The organism is Streptomyces sp. NBC_00989, assembly GCF_045162655.1.
Lineage (GTDB): Bacteria > Actinomycetota > Actinomycetes > Streptomycetales > Streptomycetaceae > Streptomyces.
Map to the genome: position 1 here is coordinate 3,864,244 of NZ_CP108728.1, position 18,560 is coordinate 3,882,803.

Consider the following 18,560-nt stretch of genomic DNA (forward strand, 5'->3'; position numbering starts at 1 on the left):
GTTCGTCAGAGCACGTCCCCGTCACGCCAGTCGAAGAGGAGGTCGGCGCCGAGGTCGAGCGGCCCGGCGAGCGCGGGGCGGACGTAGGTGCTGTCCTCCTCCTCGGGCAGATGGACGATCCCGTCCGGCCCGAGGGCGGAGATCTTGCCGCCCCACAGCCGCCAGCCGCGCACGGTGTAGAGCCGGGCCCCGTCGTCACTCGCGCCGAGCAGCCCGACGTCGTAGGCGTGATCGACGATCCGCTCCAGCTCGGCCATGACGAGCCCGCCGTACCCCTTGCGCCGGGCGTCGGGCCGCACCCCGACCCCCTCCACGTACCCGACCCGCAGCCAGCGCCCCCGATACCGCGCCCGGCGCATGACGACCGAGCCGTGGGCGACGAGTCCGGTGTCGTCGGCGAGCAGCGCGTGGACGCCGCCGAGGCCGTGCTCCCAGTCCTGGTCGGTGAGGTCGCCGCCGAAGGCCGCGTCAAGGAGTTCACGGGCGGCGCGGAGGTCGGCCGGGGTGAGGTCGGCCGTGTGGACGGTGCGCATACGGATGGTCACGGGATCAGTATCGGAGACAGGGGCTCAGAGCGCTGCCGTCATCGCCATCATCACCGCATCGCGAAATCCGTACGGATCCTCGACCCACGGCAGATGCCCGGCGTTCGCCAGGGTCACCCGCCACACCTGCGGCAATGCCCGCACGAGCGAGTCGACCGCCGAGCGCGGCCGGATGTCCCGCTCCCCGTCCACGACGACCACGGGCAACTCCAGCGCCTGGCAGGCGGCGTGGCGGGCGGGGGTGCCGGCACTCCGCTTCGCCTCGGCGTTCAGGGCTTTGTTGCAGGAGAAGTTGATCGGAAACCAGGGGTCGGCCATCCGCTCGGCGTACTCGACCGCCCGCTCGCGGTCCGCGAAGTCGGCCGACCATTGCAGCACCGCCCGTTCACGGCTCTCGCCGGGCAACTCCCGCCAGCGGGCGAGCCGTTGGGGGTCTTCGCCGAGGCGCGCGAGGAGGTTCGCCTCGTAGGCGCCGTGCCAGTCGGCGTTCGGCCCGATACCCGTGCCGCTGACGTAGATCAGCGCGGCTACCCGTTCCGGGTGGGCGAGGGCGTAGTCCAGGGCGAGCGACGCGCCCCAGGAGTGGCCGAGCAGCACGATCCGCTCCAACGCGAAGTGCCGTCGTACGGCGTCGAGATCGGCCACGAACCGGTCGGTGGTCCACGGTCCCGCGCACGGCTCGGATCGCCCGCAGCCGCGCTGGTCCCAACGCACCACCGTGGCCCGGTCGTCGAGCATCCCGGCCACGTCCTCGGACATGTCCCACAGCCCGGGCCCGCCGTGGCACAGCACCAGGGGTGTGGTGCCGGATGTGCCACGGCCGGACCGGGAGCCCCACAGGCGTACTCCGTCGTCCGCCGTCACCGTGTCGTCGTCCGTACGGGTCAGGGTCATGACGGGGAGTCTGCCCGCTGAGAGCAGCGTGCGCGTCAGCCCATGTGCGGGTACGCGTAGTCCGTCGGCGCGACCAGCGTCTCCTTGATGGCGCGGGTCAGGGTCCAGCGCATCAGGTTCTGCGGGGCGCCGGCCTTGTCGTTGGTGCCGGAGGAGCGGCCGCCGCCGAAGGGCTGCTGGCCGACCACCGCGCCGGTGGACTTGTCGTTGATGTAGAAGTTGCCGGCCGCGTAGCGGAGCTTCTCCATCGTGTAGGCCGCCGCCGCACGGTCGTTGGAGATGACCGCGCCCGTCAGCGCGTAGTCCGAGACCGACTCCATCTGGGTCAGCATCTCGTCGTAGTTCTCGTCCTCGTAGACGTGGACCGCGAGGAACGGGCCGAAGTACTCCGTCGTGAAGACCTCGTTCGTCGGGTCGCTGCACTCGACGACCGTCGGGCGGACGAAGTAGCCGACCGAGTCGTCGTACGAACCGCCCGCGACGATCGTGCAGTTGGGGTCCGCCTTCGCGCGGTCGATCGCCGCCTTGTTCTTGGCGAAGGAGCGCTCGTCGATGACCGCGCCGATGAAGTTCGACAGGTCGGTGACGTCACCCATCGTCAAGTAGTCGACCTCGGCGGCGAATTCCTCCTTGAAACCGGAGTTCCAGATCGACGCCGGGATGTACGCGCGGGAGCTCGCGGAGCACTTCTGGCCCTGGTACTCGAAGGAACCCCGGGTCAGCGCCGTCTTCAACACGGCGCGGTCCGCGCTCGGGTGGGCGACGACGAAGTCCTTGCCGCCGGTCTCGCCGACCAGACGCGGGTACGAGCGGTACTTCTCGATGTTGTTGCCGACCGTCTTCCACAGGTACTGGAAGGTCTTGGTGGAACCGGTGAAGTGGATGGCGGCCAGGTCGCGGTGGACCAGGGCGACCTTGGAGACCTCGATGCCGTCACCGGTGACGAGGTTGATGACGCCCTTGGGGAGACCCGCCTCCTCCAGCAACTGCATGAGGAGGACCGCGGAATGGGTCTGCGTCGGGCTCGGCTTCCAGACCACCACGTTGCCCATGAGCGCCGGGGCCGTCGGCAGGTTACCGGCGATCGCGGTGAAGTTGAAGGGCGTGATCGCGTAGACGAAGCCTTCGAGCGGGCGGTGGTCGAGCCGGTTCCAGACGCCCGCGGAGTTCGCCGGGGGCTGCTCGGCGAGCAGGTCGCGGGCGTACTTGACGTTGAAGCGCCAGAAGTCGACGAGCTCGCAGGGACAGTCGATCTCGGCCTGCTGGGCGGTCTTGGACTGACCGAGCATGGTGGACGCGGCGAGGGTCTCGCGCCAGGGGCCGGAGAGCAGCTCGGCCGCGCGCAGGATGATCGCGGCACGGTCGTCGAAGGACATCGCGCGCCAGGCGGGCGCGGCGGCGAGGGCCGCGTCGATCGCGTCCTGGGCGTCGTCCTGGGTGGCGTTGGCGTACGTGCCGATCCGCGCCTTGTGGTTGTGCGGCTGTACGACGTCCACGCGCTCGCCGCCGCCCAGCCGCTTCTCGCCGCCGATGGTCATCGGCAGGTCGATCGGGTTCTCGGCCAGTTCCTTGAGCTTGACCTCAAGACGGGCACGCTCGGGAGAGCCGGGCGCGTAGCCGTGCACCGGCTCGTTGACGGGGGTGGGGACCTGGGTCACAGCGTCCATGAGATCCGTAACTCCTTGTACGTGAGCGGGTGTTGGGGTCAATCCCTGTTCAGTCCTTGGTAAGGGTCGAGCGTGCGAAGAAGAGGAGGTTGGCCGGCTTCTCCGCGAGCCGCCGCATGAAGTATCCGTACCAGTCCGTGCCGTAGGCCGTGTAGACGCGCATGCGGTGTCCCTCGGCGGCGAGCCGAAGGTGCTCGTCGCTCCTGATCCCGTAGAGCATCTGGAACTCGTACTCGTCGAGCTTGCGGCCCGCGCGGCGGGCGAGTTCCTGGCCGATGGAGATGAGGCGCGGGTCGTGGGAGCCGATCATCGGGTACCCCTCGCCCTCCATGAGGATGCGCAGGATCCGGACGTACGCCTTGTCGATCTCGTGTTTCTGCTGGTAGGCGACCTCGGCGGGCTCCTTGTACGCGCCCTTCACGAGCCGCACGCGGCTGCCGGCCTCGGCGAGGCGGCGGGCGTCGGACTCGGTGCGGAAGAGGTAGGCCTGGATGACGCAGCCGGTCTGCGGGAAGTCCTTCCGCAGTTCCTCGTGGATCGCGAACATCGAGTCGAGGGTGGTGTGGTCCTCGGCGTCGAGCGTGACGGTCGTACCGATGGCGGCGGCGGCCTCGACGACCGGCCGGACGTTGGCGAGGGCCAGCTCGTGGCCGCCGTCCAGCGCCTGCCCGAACATCGACAGCTTGATGGACATCTCGGCCCGGGTGCCCAGCTCCAACTCCTTCAGCCGGTCGACGAGTTGGAGGTAAGCGTCGCGGGCGGCGGCGGCCTGCTCGGGGGTGGTGATGTCCTCGCCGACGACGTCCATCGTCAGTTCGAGCCCCTTGGCGGTGAGCTCCTGGACGATCGGCACGATCTCGTCCACGGTCTCGCCGGGGATGAAGCGGTCGACGACCTGCTTGGTCACGGGCGCCGCCGAGATCAGCCGACGCATCTGATCGCTGCGCGAGGCGGCGAGAATCACGGGACCCAGCACGGGGCACCTCCACAGAACCAGCAGACAGGACCACCGTGAAACCTAGGGACCTCTCCGATCGTCGACCATCGACAGCTGTCACGCATCCGTGCGGCAGATCTCAGACAGATGTATGAAGGCGGCGCGAGAATGCGCGAGAATGCCCGGGTGACAACCGATTCCAGAGGCGACTACCAAGAGCTGGTCGACGAGATCTCGGAGCTCCTGGGCGCCCCGGCGACCCTGGAGAACCGCGACTTCGAGCTGATCGCCTTCGGGGCCTACGACGGTGAGGGCGACCTGGACCCGTCCGCGCTGGACCCGGTCCGCACCCGCTCGATCCTGACCCGGCGCTCCACGACGGCGATCCGCACGTGGTTCGAGGGCTTCGGCATCACGCGGGCGACCGGCCCGGTCCGGATCCCGCCCACCCCCGAGGCGGGGGTCTACCGCGGCCGCATCTGTCTCCCCGTACGCCATCGGGGTGTCGTCCTCGGCTACGTCTGGCTCCTGGACGACGACGATCCGGGCCCCGCCGCTCCACAACTGGACGCGGCGATGAAGGTGACGGCCCGGATCGGCGATCTCCTCGCGGACGAGGCGCAGGCGGGCGCCGACCTCACGCGCGAACTCCGCGCGGTCCTCACCGCCGAACGCGGCTGGCAACGGGACATGGCGGTCGCCGCCCTCCGCACGGCCCTCGGCCCGCGCGGCGACGGCCCCCACGCGGTGGTCTGCGTCGCCCCCTGGCCGTCCGCCGACCCGGACGACGCCCCGTCGGCCCGTACGATCCCGCACGCGACAGCACTGTGCACGGTGCCGTGGGGCGCGGCGGAGGAGCAGTGCCTGGCGGTACTGGTCCGGCTGCGCTCGACGGATGTACGGACTCCGGCGGCGAGCGCGGCGGCGCGGGTGCTGGGGGATGTGCGGGGGCCGGGGACGAATACGGCGACGCAGGCGCCGGGGAACACGCGGGGGCCCGGGGCAAGTACGGCAGCACAGGTACCGGGGAACACGCGAGGACCCGGGGCGAATACGGCAGCACAGGCGCCAGGAAACACACGAGCGCCCGGGGCAAGTACGGCAGCACAGGCGCCAGGGAACACGCGAAGCCCCGGGGCAAGTACCGCATCACGGCCCCCGGCAGACGGCCGGACTGCGGGGGCCAGCGGCACTTCGCAACCGTCTTCCGCCGGAGGCACTCCCACCGCGAACACCACCTCACGACCGCCGACAGACGGCCGGACTCCCCCGGCGAACACCACCTCACGACCGCCGACAGACGGCCGGACTCCCCCGGCGAACACCACCTCACGACCACCGGCAGACGGCCGGACTCCCCCGGCGGGCAGCGCCTCGCGACCGCCGCGCGAGGCCACCCCCGTCGCCGGTATCGGCACCCCCCGTATCGGCCTCACCGACCTGGGCACCGCCTGGCAGGAAGCCACGGCGGCGTGCCGCGCGGCCCTCGCGGAACCCCGGTTCGCCCCGGTGGCCGAGTGGGCGGGCATCGGTCCGTACCGCCTCCTGACCGCCCTCTCCCCCGAGTCCCCCCACGACCCCGCGGTGGCCCCGCTCCTCTCCCCCGCCCACCACGAACTCGCCCGCACGGCCGAGGTGTACCTCGACTGCGCGGGCCAAGCGGGGCGCGCGGCGGCCGAGTTGGGGATCCATCGGCAGACGCTCTACTACCGGCTGTCGCGGGTGGAGCAGTTGACGGGCCTGGACCTGGACGACGGGGAGGACCGGCTGCTGCTCCACATGGCGTTGAAGAGGGCGCGGCTGTAGGGATGGCCGGCCGGTGATCTACTGCTCGGCATGCCCCTGCTGATGCTCGATCTGGACAACACCCTGGTCGACCGCGACGCCGCGTTCCGGGACGCGGTGACGGAGTTCCTGGCCGCTCACGGACTGCCGGGGGACGACCTCGCCTGGCTGATGTCGGTCGACGCCAGTGGCTACACGCCGAGGCAGACCATCGCCGAGGCCATGACCGAGCGCTACGACGGGACCGTCCCCGAGGACGCGGTCCGGACGTTCCTCGACCGGGGCGCCGCCGACCGGGGCGCCCTGGCCGGGCCCACGCGCGACGCCCTCGCGAAGGCCGTCGCCGCGGGCTGGACGTGTGTGATCGTCACCAACGGCCGTGTCGCACAACAGGAGTTGAAGATCCGGAACACCGGGCTCGACGCGATCGTCCACGGCTGGGTGATCTCCGAGTCGGCCGGTCACAAGAAGCCCGCGCCGGAGATCTTCCACACGGCGGCGGCCGAGGTCGGGGCCGCCCTCCAGTCGTCCTGGGTCGTCGGCGACTCGGCGCACGCCGACATCCAGGGCGCGACGGGCATCGACGCGCGCAGTGTGTGGGTGTCGAACGGCCGCCCATGGACCGAGCCGGCGTTCCGCCCCACACACATCGCCGTCGACGCCGCGTCCGCGATCCGTCACGTCATCGGCGCCCCGGACACAACAGCCCGCTGAGCAGACGGACTTCAGCACACTTCAGTACTGCTGCTCTTCAGTACTGCTGCACTTCAGTACTGCTGCACTTCAGTACTGCTGCACTTCAGTACTGCCGCACTTCAGCGCTTCAGCACTGCCGCAGACCGGGCGCCGGGTCCTGGCCGGTGGAGACGTCGACCGCGGGGACGTTGCCCCAGGCGCCGTTGTCCAGCTGGGTCCAGTACCAGATGTCGTTGCCGCCCGGGTGCGGGTCGCCGTGGCCCCAACACTGGAACCAGCTGAACGTGCCGTTCAACTGGCCCCGGGTCGCGGAGCGGTAGGACCGGTCCGCGTACCCCTTCGCACCGGCCTTGTTGCCGCAGTACAGCCGGGCGTCGGAACGGACACCGCACTCGGCCCTCGCGGACTTCCCCGGCGTGGCGGCCGAGGTGGCACTCGCCGGCGACTGCGCCGAGGCCATCCCCAGCGCCAGCGCGCCCGCCATGGCCAGCATGGTGATCTTCTTCCGTACGTTCACTGCCTGCTCCTCGTTCCGTGCGGTGCCTGCTTGCACGGTGATCATGGAGGAGGCACGGAACGCCCCGCAGGGGCCGTACGAGTGAACGACGGCGATACCGCTCGTGTGGGTGACGTCACGAGACAACCCCGCCCCGGCCCGAAGGCGGGGCGGGGCCAGGGGAGTTGAGGGGCGGGCCGGTCAGACAGCGGCGGTGTCGATGCCGGTGCCTGTGTCGAACTGTCCCGTCCGCACGCTCGCGACGAAGGAGGAGAAGGCACCGGCCGGAAGGCCGAGAACCGGACCGCCAGGGTTCTTGGAGTCGCGGACGGGGACCACGCCGCGCGAGGCGACAAGGTTGGTGGCGACCTCCAGGCACTGGCCGCCGTTGTTGCTGTAGGAGGACGTGAACCACTGTGGGGTTTCGGTCGTCACGGGGTGCCCTTTCGTAACTGGCTGATCATGGCCACGGATTCGGCCTGCGAGCAGGCATGGGCCTGTAGCTGATGGTAGGCCGTGAGGATCGGCAGTACGAACGCGCTTTCCCGTTCCAGATGCCCTCGATGGGCGGACTCGGCGTACGACACGAGAGTGCGGTCCGGCAGGGTCAGCAGCGACACCGGAAGGTCGAAGGGCCTCTGCTCCCCCATGGCGAAGGGGGCGACCTGAAGCACGGTGTTGGGCAGTTCGGCGAATTCGAGGAGCCTGGCCAACTGGGCCTCCATGACGGCGGGTTCACCGACGGGCCGCCGCAGACAACTCTCGTCCAGCACGACGAAGACCAACGGCGAGGGCGTCCTGTCGAGCGTGGCCTGCCGTTCCGCGACGAGCGTGACACGTTCCTCGGCCTGGTCGTCCGAGATGGCTCCGCGTTTGACGGCACCCTGCGCGAGGACGGCCGCGTAGTCCGGTGACTGGAGCAGACCGGGGACGACACCGACTTCGTACAGCCGGATCTCGGCCGCCTGTGCCTCGTGGTCGATGAACTGCGGGAATCCTTCCAGGAGTCCGGCGTGCCGCACCTTGCGCCAGGCGCGTTCGAACATGTCGCCCGTCCCCAACGCGGCGTCGGCACTACGCGCGAGACGCAAGGTAGGAAGTTTGCGCCCGACCTCGACCGACGAGATGTGCGTACTGGAGTACCCCATCTCCTCGGCCAGCTTCTCCTGCGTCCACCCACGCGCCTCCCGTGCGCTGCGCAAACGCGCGCCGAACGCCGCCTGGGGTGAGCTGTCGGGATCCAATTCCCTGCGGTTCAAGGGACTTTCACCAACCTTTCGTTCCCGTCCGACAAGTTGAATGGTTCCCCGCCGCCGGTCACGCTCAACCTCTGAGTAGTGGAAGCGCTACGGAGAGGAGCGACCGTGCCCGACGAGAACGTACCCGTGAGATCCGAGCCCCCTCCGGCCATTTCACCGAATCCACCAATTCCGCCTGTCGGCACCCTCGTTGTGGACGCGCAGGGCCGGATCGGGGAGTTCCGCGGCGAGTGGTGCGGCGCGTGGTCCCTGCGCAGGGTCACCGGCGGCACGGAATGGACGGTGTCCCCCGAGGACGTACGACCCCTGACCCCCGAACAACGCCTCCGCGCCGAGACCGCCCGCGCCAACGCCCGAAGCCGAGGTGAGGTGTTGTGACCGTCCCGATCCGCCGCACGTTCCGCTTCGTCAACTGGACGCTACGGCCCGACCAGGACACCGACGCCCCACCGGTCGCCTACGCGTTCCGCTGCCTCGCGCTCAGGGACAACGACACCGAGTGCGCCGCGACCTCGCCCCCGAGCAACGACCCGACAGAACCCCAGACTTGGGCTTTCGCCCATCTGCGCGAGCACCCCGGGCACACCGGTTACGCCGAAGTGATCGAACGGCCGTGGGTGATGTGGGAGGAGGGTCCAACATGACTACCGCAAAAGGCAGTTGTGCACTGAGCATGGGGACGTGATGAAGCTTCTCCTCACCGACTCCGGCGTCAGGAACGCGAGCATCCTGGCGGCCCTGGTCGACCTCCTCGGCAAACCGATCGCCGAGGCCGACGCCCTCTGCATCCCCACCGCGGGATACGGCGGCCCGTACGGCGAACTGACTCCCCGCATCGGAGAGGCCTTCGTCGACTGGAAGCCGCCCACCGGTGACGACAGCGCGCTGGGAGTCGTCGACTTCTCCCTCTTCCCGCACCTCGACAACCCGGACTGCCCGGACAACACCATGGCCGAGGCGGAACGTTGGGCCGCGGGGCTACAGGGTCCGGCGTACGCCATCGACGCGCAGACCGCGATCAAGGTGACCGACGGCGGTGGCGTCGAGGTCGTGTCCGAGGGCCACTGGAGGCTGTTCAACGGAGCGACCGGTCCAGTGGCCCGGAATTGGAGCTGACCGGCGGTCCGGTCGGAACCTAGTGTCGATGCCATGACGACCGGCCCGGCCTCCGACTCCCCGACCCCCACAACCCCCAACTCCCCTGCCCCTGACGCCGCTTCGGGCCCACGCCCCTCGCTCCTCACCCGCCCCCTTCTCCTCCGTTTCATCAGCATGGTCGGCGCCAGTCTCAGTTTCTTCCTGCTGCTCTCGGTCGTACCGGCCTACGCGGCCGAGCGGGGCGGCGTGGGCGCTGCGGGGCTCGCGACCGGTTCGTTGATGCTCGCGACGGTTCTCGGGGAGTTGGTGACGCCCCGGCTCGTCGGCCGCTTCGGCTATCGACTCACCCTGATCGCCGGGCTGTTCCTGCTCGGCGCCCCGGCGTTGGTCCTGACCGTCTCGGGACAGGCCGCCTGGATCGCGGCGGTGTGCTTCGTGCGCGGACTCGGTTTCGCGCTGACGATCGTCGCGGGCGGCGCCCTCACCGCGTCACTGATCCCGGACGAACGCAGGGGCGAGGGGCTCGCGTTGGTGGGTGTGGTGTCCGGCGTGCCGTCGCTGGTCGCCCTGCCGCTGGGACTCTGGCTGGCCGACCGCGTGGGCTACGGCCCGGTCGCCGTCGCCGGTGGCCTCGCCGCGCTGGCCGCGATCGTCTTCGTCCTCGGACTGCCGGACCGAGCGGACCGAGCGGACCGGGCGGACCGTTCCGAGCAACCGCTGGGTGTCGTACGGGGGTTGCGCACGGGCGTGCTGCTCCGGCCGGTCCTGGTCTTCGCGGCCACCGCAACCGCCGCCGGCATCCTCGTCACCTTCCTGCCGCTGGCCGTCCCGTCTGCGTCCGCCGGGATCGTCGCGGTGGCGCTGTTCATGCAGACCGCCGCCTCGACCCTGACCCGCTGGCTCGCGGGCCGCCACGGCGACCGCCACGGCAGCGCGCGGCTCGTCCTCCCCGGCCTGCTCCTGTCGGCGGCGGGCGTCCTGGTCATCGCCCCAACCGCCCACCCAGTAGCGGTCATCGCGGGCACCGCCCTGTTCGGCGCGGGCTTCGGCATCACCCAGAACGCCACGCTGGCCCTGATGTACACCCGCGTCTCCGCCGCCTCGTACGGCACGGTCAGCGCCCTGTGGAACCTGGCCTACGACGGCGGAATGGGCGTAGGCGCGGCCGGCTTCGGCATCGCGGCGGGGCTGACGGGTTACCCGTGGGCCTTCGCGCTGACCGCGCTGCTGATGCTGGGGGCGGTGGCACCGGCGCTGCGGGACCGCCGAACACCCGCCGGATCACAGTGACTTACCCGCACACCCGCCGGATCACTGTGACTTCCGCGCACCCTCCAGCACCTGCCGCAGCCCCTCGGTGAGTTGACCGGCGTCCGGCGCGGTCTTCGGGTCGAAGGTCCACTGCATGATGAGACCGGACATCACGACCATGTAGAACGCGCCGAGCGTGTCGGCGGTCTCGTCCGACACCTCCTCCTCCGGTACGCCCATGAGCAGCGAGACCAGCCCTCGGCCGCCCTCGCGCTGCGCACGCGACAACTGGTCGCGCGCCTCCGGGAGTTGGTCGCCCATCGTCATGATCTCCGCGCTGAGCCGCCACATCGAGCCCGGCTCGCGCAGGGAGGCGACGACGTTCGACCACAGCTCCCTGAACCGCTCCAGCGAACCCGGCGCCCCGCCCAACTGGCCACCCCACTCGAAGGACATGTCGTCCACCAACGCGACATACGCCTGCGCGAGCAACGCGTCCTTCGAGCCGTAGTGGTAGCCGATCGACGCGAGGTTCGTCCCCGACTCCTTCACGATGTCGCGCGCCGTCGTGCGCGCGAACCCCTTCTCCAGCAGGCAGCGCTTCGCGCCTTCGAGCAGATCCTCACGGTGTCCCATGCGCGCCAGCCTACCGCCGATCCATACATCCGTCCCAGACGAGTGATTTACACACGCGTCATAGACACACGTTTAATACGCGCGTACATTCCCAGTCATGACGAACTCGACGCACTCGCACAACCCTCCGAGCACCCCCAACTCCCGCGCCGGACGCCGCGAATGGACCGCCCTCGGCGTGTTGATGCTCCCCCTGCTCCTCGTCTCGATGGACGTCTCCGTCCTCTACTTCGCCATCCCGGCGATCAGCGCGGACCTGGAGCCCAGCGGCACCCAGCAGCTGTGGATCTTCGACATCTACGCCTTCGTCCTGGCCGGCCTGCTGATGACGATGGGCTCGGTCGGCGACCGCATCGGCTACCGCCGGCTCCTCCTGATCGGCGCCGCGGCCTTCGGCGCCGCGTCCTTGACCGCCGCGTACGCGAACAGCGCCGAGACCCTCATCGCCGCCCGCGCGGTCCTCGGCATCGGCGGCGCGACCCTGATGCCCTCGACGATGGCGCTGCTGCGCACGATGTTCACCGACCCCGGCCAGCGCGCGAAGGCGATCGGTCTGTGGTCCGGCGTGATGACCGCGGGCGTCGCGCTCGGCTCGGTGCTGAGCGGTGTCCTGGTCCAGTACTTCTGGTGGGGCTCGGTCTTCCTGATCAACCTGCCCGCGATGGCGCTGCTGCTCCTGATCGGCCCGTTCCTGCTCCCCGAGTCGAAGAACCCCGCCCCCGGCCGCTTCGACTGGCCGAGCGTCCCGCTGTCCCTGGCCGGCGTCCTGCCCGTGATCTACGGCCTCAAGGAGATCCCCTCCGAGGGCTGGCACGCGCAGTACGTCGTCTCGATCACCGTAGGCCTGCTCTTCGCGGCCCTGTTCGTCCACCGCCAGCGCACCACCGCCTCCCCGATGATCGACCCCACCCTCTTCCGCGCCCGCGGCTTCGCCCCCTCCGTCGTCCTCAACCTCGTCTCCGCCTTCGGCATGATGGGCTCGGCCCTCTTCACCACGCAGTACCTCCAGTCGGTGCTCGGCAAGAGTCCGCTGGAGGCGGCCCTGTGGGCACTGCTCCCCTCGGTACCGATCGGCATGGCGGCCCCGCTCGCAACAACCCTCGTACAGAGGGGAGTCGACCGCGCCTACGTGGTCGCGTCGGGCTTCGCACTCGCCGCCTGCGGCTACGGCATGCTCGCCCTCACCGGCACCGACTCCCTCTGGCCGGCCCTGGCCGCCGCCGGTGTCCTCGCCTCCGGGATCGTCATGGTGATGTCCCAGATCATGGACCTCGCGATGGGCAGCGCACCGGTCGAGAAGGCGGGCGTCGCGTCCTCCCTGATGGAAACGGGCGCGGAGTTCGGCGGCGCCCTCGGCATGGCGGTCCTCGGCTCCATCGGTACGGCCATCTACCGCCACGGCATCCCGACTTCGGCTCCCGCCCCGGCCCACGAGACCCTCGGCGGCGCCCTGGCCGTCGCCCGCCAACTGCCGGGGCACGCGGGAGATGCCCTGACGGCGACCGCGCGACAGGCCTTCACCGACGGCATGCACGGCGCGGCTATCGCGGGTGCGGTGCTGCTGCTGGGGGCGGCGTTCGCGGCGGCGCGGACCCTGCGGGGCATCCAGGTGCAGGCACCCGAGCCGGTCGCGGCGGAGCCGCAGAAGGCCGAGGCATGATCCCCGACTGCACAGAAACGCCGGGCGGGTCGAGGATCATCTCCTCAACCCGCCCGGCGTTCTCGTCAAACGTCGGACAGGAGCGTCAGGCCAGGTTCACCGAACGGGCCGACGTCGCGCCGATCTCCTCGGCCACCTCCGCCAGCACACCCGCGGCGACCGTGTCGTCGACGGTCAGCACGGCCAGCGCCTCGCCGCCCGCCACCGACCGCGACACCTGCATACCGGCGATGTTGATCCCGGCCTCACCGAAGACACGGCCGACCGTGCCGACGACGCCCGGACGGTCCTCGTACCGCAGCACCACCATGTGGTCGGCGAGCGCGAGGTCGACGTCGTAGTCCCCGACCGCGACGATCTTCTGGAGGTTCTTCGGACCGGCGAGCGTCCCGGAGACCGAAACCTCCTCGCCGCTGCCGAGCGTGCCCCGCACGGTGACGACGTTGCGGTGGTCGGCGGACTCCGAGCTGGTCGTCAGCCGTACCTCGACACCCCGCTCCTGCGCGAACAGCGGAGCGTTGACGTACGACACGGTCTCGGCGACGACGTCCTCGAACACGCCCTTGAGCGCGGAGAGTTCGAGCACCTTGACGTCGTGCTGGGTGATCTCGCCGTAGACCTCGACGTCGAGGCGGACCGCGACCTCGCCCGCGAGGGCGGTGAAGATGCGGCCGAGCTTCTCGGCGAGCGGCAGGCCCGGCTTGACGTCCTCGGCGATGACGCCGCCCTGGACGTTGACCGCGTCGGGGACGAGTTCACCGGCGAGCGCGAGGCGCACCGACTTGGCGACCGAGACACCGGCCTTCTCCTGCGCCTCGTCCGTGGAGGCGCCGAGGTGCGGGGTGGAGACGACCTGGTCGAACTCGAACAGCGGGGAGTCCGTGCAGGGCTCCTTCGCGTACACGTCGAGTCCGGCGCCGGCGACGCGGCCCTCCTTGAGCGCGGAGTACAGCGCCTCCTCGTCGACGATCCCGCCGCGCGCGGCGTTGACGATGCGCACGGTCGGCTTGACCTTGCGCAGCGCCTCGTCGCCGATCAGACCGACCGTCTCGGGGGTCTTGGGCAGGTGCACGGTGATGAAGTCGGAGACTTCGAGCAGCTCGTCGAGCGACAGGATCTTGACGCCCATCTGGGCGGCCCGCGCGGGCTGGATGTAGGGGTCGTAGGCGACGACCTTCATCCCGAACGCGGACATCCGCTGCGCCACGAGGGCACCGATACGTCCCAGACCCACGACACCGAGGGTCTTCTCGGCCAGCTCGACGCCCGTGTACTTGCTGCGCTTCCACTCACCGTTCTTCAGCGCGGCGTTGGCCTGCGGGATGTGGCGTGCGGTCGCCAGCAGCAGACCGCAGGCCAGCTCGGCGGCGGTGACGATGTTCGAGGTGGGGGCGTTGACGACCATCACGCCGGCCTTGGTGGCGGCGGACACGTCGACGTTGTCGAGGCCGACGCCGGCTCGTGCGACGACCTTCAACTTCCGTGCGGCGGCGACCGCTTCGGCGTCGACCTTGGTGGCCGAGCGGATCAGGATGGCGTCCACGTCGGCGATCGCGGGGAGCAGCTCGCCCCGGTCGGCGCCGTTGCAGTGCCGGATCTCGAAGTCCGGGCCGAGGGCGTCCACCGTCGCGGGCGACAGCTCTTCAGCGATGAGTACGACAGGTTTCGAGCTCACGTGAGTCCTCACAAGTCCATTGCGTGCGGACGGCCGTCCCGACGGCCGCAGGCGGTGGAGGTACGGGCCGCGTGGAGACGCACGACGCTGTGGGCCTGACGCGTATGTAGTACGGCAGTGTAGTGGCGCTCCGACAGTCGTCCTGCGCCTCTGCGGAAGGATCACCCGTCCGAGGCTGGACGGGTTGGACAAAGGGGCCGGAGCGCTCGCTCCGGCCCCTCGGCCCTTCGGACTTACGCCTCTTCGTCGACCCAGCTCATCAGCTTGCGGAGCTGCTTGCCGGTCGTCTCCAGCAGGGACTCGGCGTCCTTCTGCTTGTACTCGTTGTACTTCTTCAGGCCACCGTGGTACTCGGCCATCCACTCACGGGCGAAGGTGCCGTCCTGGATCTCGGCGAGGACCTGCTTCATCGTGGCCTTGGTCTCGTCCGTGATGATCCGCGGGCCGGTGACGTAGTCGCCCCACTCCGCGGTCTCGGAGATCGACCAGCGCATCTTCTCCAGGCCGCCCTCGTACATGAGGTCGACGATGAGCTTCAGCTCGTGGAGGCACTCGAAGTACGCGATCTCGGGCTGGTAACCGGCCTCGGTCAGCGTCTCGAAGCCGGCCTTGACCAGCGCGGCTGTACCACCGCAGAGAACGGCCTGCTCACCGAACAGGTCGGTCTCGGTCTCCTCGGTGAAGGTCGTCTTGATGACGCCGGCGCGGGTGCCGCCGATGCCCTTCGCGTACGACAGCGCGAGCGCGAAGCCGTTGCCCGTCGCGTCCTGCTCGACGGCCGCGATACACGGAACGCCGCGGCCCTCCTCGTACTGGCGGCGGACGAGGTGGCCCGGGCCCTTGGGGGCGACCATGCAGACGTCGACGCCGGCCGGCGGCTTGATGAAGTCGAAGCGGATGTTCAGGCCGTGGCCGAAGAACAGCGCGTCGCCGTCCTTCAGGTTGTCCTTGATGGACTCCTCGTAGACCTGGGCCTGGATCGGGTCCGGCACCAGGATCATGATGACGTCGGCCTCGGCGGCGGCCTCGGACGGCGTCACCACGCGCAGGCCCTGCTCCTCGGCCTTCGCCTTGGACTTGGAGCCCTCGTGCAGACCGACGCGCACGTCGACGCCGGAGTCACGGAGCGACAGCGCGTGGGCGTGGCCCTGGCTGCCGTAGCCGATGACCGCGACCTTGCGGCCCTGGATGATGGACAGGTCGGCGTCGGCGTCGTAGAACAGCTCGGCCACTTTGGGTTCTCTCCTTGGAGTGCAGGTGTTGCGTCCCACCGTATGACGGCGGTGGGAATCGAAGTTCGGGGGTCTCGGAATGCGGGCGGCCGGGGCCGCCCGCACACGGGTCTACGCGGAGCGGTCGAGCGCGCGCAGCGAGCGGTCGGTGATGGAGCGGGCGCCGCGGCCGATCGCGATCGTGCCGGACTGGACCAGTTCCTTGATGCCGTACGGCTCCAGCATCTTGAGCATGGCGGACAGCTTGTCGCTGGAGCCGGTGGCCTCGATGGTGACGGCCTCCGGGGAGACGTCGACCGTCTTGGCGCGGAACAGCTGGACGATCTCGACGATCTGGGAGCGCGTCTCGTTGTCGGCGCGCACCTTCACCAGAACGAGTTCGCGCTGAACGGCCGATCCGGCCTCCAGCTCGACGATCTTCAGCACGTTGACGAGCTTGTTGAGCTGCTTGGTGACCTGTTCGAGCGGGAGTGCCTCGATGACGTTCACCACGATCGTGATGCGGGAGATGTCGGGGTGTTCGGTGACGCCGACCGCGAGGGAGTCGATGTTGAAGCCGCGCCGGGAGAACAGGGCGGTGATCCGGGCGAGGACACCTGGCTTGTTCTCGACCAGGACCGAGAGCGTGTGCTTGGACATTTCTCTTTCGTCTCTCTCGCTCAGTCGTCTTCGTTGTCGCCGAAGTCGGGGCGGACGTCCCGGGCGAACATGACCTCGTCGTTCGAGGTGCCGGCGGCGACCATCGGCCACACCATGGCGTCCTCGTGGACGATGAAGTCGATCACGACGGGGCGGTCGTTGATCGAGTTCGCCTCCTCGATGACCTTGTCGAGGTCGTCGGGGGACTCGCAGCGGATCGCGTAACAGCCCATCGCCTCCGACAACTTGACGAAGTCGGGGATGCGCGTGCCGGCGCTGGGCTGCTTGCCGTCGGCCTCCGGGCCGCTGTGCAGCACGGTGTTGGAGTAGCGCTGGTTGTAGAACAGCGTCTGCCACTGGCGGACCATGCCGAGGGCGCCGTTGTTGATGATGGCGACCTTGATCGGGATGTTGTTCAGGGCGCAGGTGGTCAGTTCCTGATTGGTCATCTGGAAGCAGCCGTCGCCGTCGACCGCCCAGACCGTCTGGTCCGGGGCTCCGGCCTTGGCGCCCATCGCGGCCGGGACCGCGTAGCCCATGGTCCCGGCGCCGCCGGAGTTGAGCCAGGTCGCGGGCTTCTCGTACTGGATGTAGTGCGCGGCCCACATCTGGTGCTGGCCGACGCCCGCCGCGAAGATGGTGTTCTCCGGGGCGAGTTGGCCGATGCGCTCGATGACCTGCTGCGGGGAGAGCGAGCCGTTGTCGGGCTGCTCGTAGCCGAGCGGGTACGTCTCGCGCCAGCGGTTGAGGTCCTTCCACCAGGCGCTGTAGTCGCCGGTGTGGCCCTCGCTGTGCTCCTTCTGCACGGCCTGCACGAGGTCGGCGATGACCTCGCGGGCGTCACCGACGATCGGCACGTCGGCGGCGCGGTTCTTGCCGATCTCGGCCGGGTCGATGTCGGCGTGGACGATCTTCGCGAAGGGCGCGAAGCTGTCCAGCTTGCCGGTGACGCGGTCGTCGAAGCGGGCTCCGAGGGCGACGATCAGGTCGGCCTTCTGCAGCGCGGTGACGGCGGTGACCGCACCGTGCATGCCCGGCATTCCCACGTGCAGCTCGTGACTGTCGGGGAATGCGCCGAGCGCCATCAGGGTGGTGGTGACGGGCGCTCCGGTGAGTTCTGCGAGGACCTTCAGCTCGGCGGTGGCGTGTGCCTTGAGGACACCGCCGCCGACGTAGAGGACGGGCCGCTTCGCGGCGGTGATCAGCTTGGCGGCCTCGCGGATCTGCTTGGCGTGCGGCTTGGTCACCGGGCGGTAGCCGGGCAGGTCCATGACCGGCGGCCAGGAGAAGGTGGTCTTCGCCTGGAGGGCGTCCTTCGCGATGTCGACCAGCACCGGGCCGGGGCGGCCGGTGGAGGCGATGTGGAAGGCCTGCGCGATGACGCGCGGGATGTCCTCGGCCTTGGTGACCAGGAAGTTGTGCTTGGTGACCGGCATCGTGATGCCGACGATGTCCGCCTCCTGGAAGGCGTCCGTGCCGATCGCCTTGGACGCGACCTGCCCGGTGATCGCCACGAGCGGCACCGAGTCCATGTGCGCGTCGGCGATCGGGGTCACCAGGTTGGTGGCGCCGGGCCCTGAGGTCGCCATGCAGACGCCGACCTTCCCGGTGGCCTGCGCGTAGCCGGTGGCCGCGTGGCCCGCGCCCTGCTCGTGGCGGACCAGCACGTGACGCACCCGCGTCGAGTCCATCAGCGGGTCGTACGCCGGAAGGATCGCACCGCCGGGGATGCCGAATACCGTGTCGGCCCCGACTTCCTCGAGAGAGCGGATGAGGGACTGCGCGCCCGTGACGTGCTCGGGGGCGGACTGCTGTCCTCCGGATCGGGGCCGCGGCTGCGGATGGGCCCCGGTGGCCTGCTCGGTCATCGTCATTCTCTTCTCGATGCTGAGGGTTTTTGCGAGGTTTGTGCGGGGTTCTGCTGCTGCACGACTGGTTCCTGTGCAACAAAAAACCCCTCGTGCCGTGAGGCAAGCGAGGGGAGCGCGCCGGGTGCGGTCGCTGGGAGTTCCGGGTCCGTCCGGACGTCACCAGCTTCAGCCGACGCGCTTTCCAAGTACGAGAATTCGGGTGCGCATGGCATTGACCCT

19 protein-coding genes are annotated in these 18,560 nt (G+C 69.6%); 7 read left to right on the plus strand and 12 right to left on the minus strand.

Features of this window, described 5'->3' with window-relative positions; genetic code table 11:
- Positions 1-5: 5 nt before the first annotated feature.
- Genes OG714_RS16520 through OG714_RS16535 form a run of 4 tightly spaced genes read right to left on the minus strand, consistent with a single transcriptional unit; the run spans position 6 to position 4,082 of the window.
- On the minus strand, positions 6-545 hold the full coding sequence (locus tag OG714_RS16520; RefSeq protein WP_406121749.1) for a GNAT family N-acetyltransferase: 540 nt from the start codon (positions 543-545) through the stop codon (positions 6-8).
- Between the two features lie 24 nt (positions 546-569).
- Complete coding sequence (locus OG714_RS16525) at positions 570-1,439, minus strand: alpha/beta fold hydrolase (RefSeq protein WP_406121751.1); 870 nt, start codon at positions 1,437-1,439, stop codon at positions 570-572.
- Positions 1,440-1,474: 35 nt separating this feature from the next.
- Positions 1,475-3,106 carry an L-glutamate gamma-semialdehyde dehydrogenase gene (pruA, locus tag OG714_RS16530; RefSeq protein WP_406121753.1) on the minus strand — a complete coding sequence of 544 codons (1,632 nt, stop codon included), beginning with the start codon at positions 3,104-3,106 and terminating at the stop codon, positions 1,475-1,477.
- Between the two features lie 49 nt (positions 3,107-3,155).
- Complete coding sequence (locus OG714_RS16535; protein ID WP_406121755.1) at positions 3,156-4,082, minus strand: proline dehydrogenase family protein; 927 nt, start codon at positions 4,080-4,082, stop codon at positions 3,156-3,158.
- A 129-nt stretch (positions 4,083-4,211) separates the two neighbouring features.
- On the opposite strand from OG714_RS16535, the gene OG714_RS16540 reads away from it, so the two are divergent.
- Together OG714_RS16540 and OG714_RS16545 are read left to right on the plus strand one after the other, a co-directional pair.
- A complete protein-coding gene (locus tag OG714_RS16540) occupies positions 4,212-5,849 on the plus strand; it encodes a helix-turn-helix domain-containing protein (protein WP_406121757.1) in 1,638 nt (545 codons plus the stop codon).
- Between the two features lie 30 nt (positions 5,850-5,879).
- Positions 5,880-6,542, plus strand: a complete 663-nt coding sequence (locus tag OG714_RS16545; RefSeq protein ID WP_406121759.1) for an HAD family hydrolase — start codon at positions 5,880-5,882, stop codon at positions 6,540-6,542.
- Positions 6,543-6,651: 109 nt separating this feature from the next.
- Here OG714_RS16545 and OG714_RS16550 read toward each other — a convergent pair whose 3' ends face one another.
- The 3 genes from OG714_RS16550 to OG714_RS16560 all read right to left on the minus strand — a co-directional run bounded on the left by OG714_RS16550 (position 6,652) and on the right by OG714_RS16560 (position 8,279).
- A complete protein-coding gene (locus OG714_RS16550; RefSeq protein ID WP_406121761.1) occupies positions 6,652-7,041 on the minus strand; it encodes a hypothetical protein in 390 nt (129 codons plus the stop codon).
- 180 nt (positions 7,042-7,221) lie between these two features.
- Positions 7,222-7,455 carry a DUF397 domain-containing protein gene (locus OG714_RS16555; RefSeq protein WP_406121763.1) on the minus strand — a complete coding sequence of 78 codons (234 nt, stop codon included), beginning with the start codon at positions 7,453-7,455 and terminating at the stop codon, positions 7,222-7,224.
- On the minus strand, positions 7,452-8,279 hold the full coding sequence (locus OG714_RS16560; RefSeq protein ID WP_406121765.1) for a Scr1 family TA system antitoxin-like transcriptional regulator: 828 nt from the start codon (positions 8,277-8,279) through the stop codon (positions 7,452-7,454). Before OG714_RS16560 ends, OG714_RS16555 begins: the two co-directional genes overlap by 4 nt.
- Before the next feature lie 192 nt (positions 8,280-8,471).
- Here OG714_RS16560 and OG714_RS16565 point away from each other — a divergent pair, with 192 nt between their 5' ends.
- Genes OG714_RS16565 through OG714_RS16580 form a run of 4 tightly spaced genes read left to right on the plus strand, consistent with a single transcriptional unit; the run spans position 8,472 to position 10,667 of the window.
- Positions 8,472-8,657, plus strand: a complete 186-nt coding sequence (locus tag OG714_RS16565; protein WP_406121767.1) for a hypothetical protein — start codon at positions 8,472-8,474, stop codon at positions 8,655-8,657.
- Complete coding sequence (locus tag OG714_RS16570) at positions 8,654-8,923, plus strand: hypothetical protein (RefSeq protein WP_406121769.1); 270 nt, start codon at positions 8,654-8,656, stop codon at positions 8,921-8,923. The genes OG714_RS16565 and OG714_RS16570 overlap by 4 nt, the downstream gene beginning before the upstream one ends.
- A 40-nt stretch (positions 8,924-8,963) precedes the next feature.
- Positions 8,964-9,395: a hypothetical protein gene (locus tag OG714_RS16575; RefSeq protein ID WP_406131844.1), complete on the plus strand. Its 432-nt coding sequence runs from the start codon at positions 8,964-8,966 to the stop codon at positions 9,393-9,395.
- Positions 9,396-9,428: 33 nt separating this feature from the next.
- Entirely contained in the window at positions 9,429-10,667 is a 1,239-nt protein-coding gene (locus OG714_RS16580; protein ID WP_406121770.1) for an MFS transporter, read from the plus strand.
- A gap of 21 nt (positions 10,668-10,688) precedes the next feature.
- On the opposite strand, the gene OG714_RS16585 is transcribed toward OG714_RS16580, so the two are convergent.
- Positions 10,689-11,264, minus strand: a complete 576-nt coding sequence (locus tag OG714_RS16585) for a TetR/AcrR family transcriptional regulator (RefSeq protein ID WP_406121772.1) — start codon at positions 11,262-11,264, stop codon at positions 10,689-10,691.
- A 97-nt stretch (positions 11,265-11,361) separates the two neighbouring features.
- Here OG714_RS16585 and OG714_RS16590 point away from each other — a divergent pair, with 97 nt between their 5' ends.
- Positions 11,362-12,924: an MFS transporter gene (locus tag OG714_RS16590; protein WP_406121773.1), complete on the plus strand. Its 1,563-nt coding sequence runs from the start codon at positions 11,362-11,364 to the stop codon at positions 12,922-12,924.
- 85 nt (positions 12,925-13,009) lie between these two features.
- Here OG714_RS16590 and serA read toward each other — a convergent pair whose 3' ends face one another.
- The 4 genes from serA to OG714_RS16610 form a co-directional block, all read right to left on the minus strand.
- Positions 13,010-14,599: a phosphoglycerate dehydrogenase gene (serA, locus tag OG714_RS16595; RefSeq protein ID WP_406121775.1), complete on the minus strand. Its 1,590-nt coding sequence runs from the start codon at positions 14,597-14,599 to the stop codon at positions 13,010-13,012.
- A 233-nt stretch (positions 14,600-14,832) separates the two neighbouring features.
- The gene (ilvC, locus tag OG714_RS16600) at positions 14,833-15,831 is read right to left on the minus strand and encodes a ketol-acid reductoisomerase (RefSeq protein WP_019068660.1); all 999 of its coding nucleotides are present in this window, start codon (positions 15,829-15,831) and stop codon (positions 14,833-14,835) included.
- A gap of 111 nt (positions 15,832-15,942) precedes the next feature.
- Entirely contained in the window at positions 15,943-16,470 is a 528-nt protein-coding gene (ilvN, locus tag OG714_RS16605) for an acetolactate synthase small subunit (protein ID WP_033282732.1), read from the minus strand.
- A gap of 20 nt (positions 16,471-16,490) precedes the next feature.
- Positions 16,491-18,344, minus strand: a complete 1,854-nt coding sequence (locus tag OG714_RS16610) for an acetolactate synthase large subunit (protein ID WP_406121778.1) — start codon at positions 18,342-18,344, stop codon at positions 16,491-16,493.
- Between the last annotated feature and the right edge of the window lie 216 nt (positions 18,345-18,560).